This is a genomic window from Bacillus sp. JJ1532, from assembly GCF_036965085.1.
Classification (GTDB): domain Bacteria; phylum Bacillota; class Bacilli; order Bacillales; family Cytobacillaceae; genus Cytobacillus.
In genome coordinates this window covers 1-1,633 of record NZ_JBALOW010000147.1, presented here as the reverse complement: position 1 = coordinate 1,633, position 1,633 = coordinate 1, and the positions used below count along the sequence as shown (strand labels likewise).

At 30.8% G+C, this 1,633-nt stretch carries 3 protein-coding genes; all 3 read right to left on the bottom strand.

The genetic code is table 11. The features are described from left to right. Window positions 1-91: 91 nt before the first annotated feature. Entirely contained in the window at window positions 92-493 is a 402-nt protein-coding gene (locus V7122_RS25530; RefSeq protein WP_335530114.1) for a bleomycin resistance protein, read from the bottom strand. Window positions 494-684: 191 nt separating this feature from the next. Further along, entirely contained in the window at window positions 685-1,047 is a 363-nt protein-coding gene (locus V7122_RS25525; RefSeq protein ID WP_335530109.1) for a hypothetical protein, read from the bottom strand. 154 nt (window positions 1,048-1,201) lie between these two features. Beyond that, window positions 1,202-1,633 (bottom strand): GNAT family N-acetyltransferase (locus tag V7122_RS25520; protein WP_335530106.1); only part of this gene is annotated, 432 nt, incomplete at its 5' end.

Sequence of the window (1,633 nt, the reverse complement as noted above, 5' to 3'; positions counted from 1 at the left end):
ATTCTTTACAAACAACTCAACTTATTACTAATTATGTAGCAAATAAAGAACTGTGGAGGCATTGTCTATAAATTGGGAATTTACTATTGAATTAATTAAAAATTTCTTGTGAAAATCTCAATAAATAACCATCTGGATCTTGGACGAGAAATTCAAGTTCCTTGATTACTGTCATTTTGGTCTTATATTCACTAACAGTAGGTTCTCTAAATAGCGAGATTTCATTTTGAATTAATCTTTCAACAAGGGAGTGAATATCATCAACTTTTATTTGAAAGTTAATGCCTCTGCCAAATGGATATTCTAACAACCCTGTATTCCAATATCCATTAATTTCTTCAATCATAATCTGCGCTCCGTTAAGTGATAGAAAAGCAAATTTATCATTTGATCTCTCATATTCTAATTGGAATCCAAGTATCTCTATATAAAACCACTTCGACCTCTCAATGTCCTTAACTGACAATTCTGGAACTAAAGCATTGAATTTCATTATCTCACTCACCTTCCATATCATCAAAAAACCCCTTTAAAAAAGGCGTTTTCTTCTAGAAATATAGCCATTTTCCTATCACTTTTTATCACTATTTTAACAGTTTTTGTTCAACTAACATGCCCTTTCCTTCAATAAGAAACAGCTATTCTCCTTCTTGAAGAAAACCTCCTTGATAGATAAAAAACATTTTATCCTTCAATCATTTTTAAATATGGTATCTCTTCCCCGTTTACAATTGCAATGAATGCAGGTGTATCTGTTTCAAATATCTTTGTTCCAATTGGCAATTTGTTCGCTGTTCCATTTTCAAATTTGGATGCCTTATCCGCTTGCTTTGTTATTTCTCCTATCTGCTCGCCAAATTCATATTTCAATTCTGTTACCCATTCAACATCATGTGCATTTGAAAACACATACCCATTAAGCAGAAAAATATCAGCATTATCATAATTTAAGTATTCTTTTGGAGTAGGATTACTGGTTTCGTTATTACAACCGACCAAAAATAACAACAAGATACCAAGTGGAAGTAGGACTTTTGAAAAATTCACTACGATACCCCCCTTTAATTAATAACAGACGAAAAAGTATTAAAATAGTTCCATTACTCTTTAATTAACCTACTCCCTTAGTTGAATAAAAAAGCCACCTGAATTGGCGGCTGGATCTTAAAGTAATGCATCCGTTATTACAATAAGAAAATTATTATATCTTTTCAAAAAAGGTTAAAGATAGTTGTTCATTTACTATGACTTCTTTAATATTTTGAAATCCATTCTTTTTATAAAAACTAACTGCTGGAATATTTTTAGAACCTGTCGCTACTTTAATTGTTTCAACCAGGAACTTAGTTTCAATGAAATTTAAAAGCAACTGTGCAATTCCTTTTCTAAAATGGTTTGGATGTACGATTAACCTATGTATATCAACTTCATCATCGTCTACTTTTATAGATATTACTCCGCATAATTCTTCATTTTCATAATATCCAAAGAAAGTTTCTCCACATTGTTGCAATGTGTGAACTGTATCTTTTAATGGCGGTATTTCATAAAAGTCGATTAATTCTGCTTCTACCTTATATGAAGGTATTTGAATGTTTAAAACTTCTTCAGCAAGTTTAGGATTAGTAATATC

What these genes read in the sequence shown, in the direction of transcription:
- V7122_RS25530 (WP_335530114.1), bottom strand. Translation starts at nt 493, where the DNA reads ATGAAATTCAATGCTTTAGTTCCAGAATTGTCAGTTAAGGACATTGAG.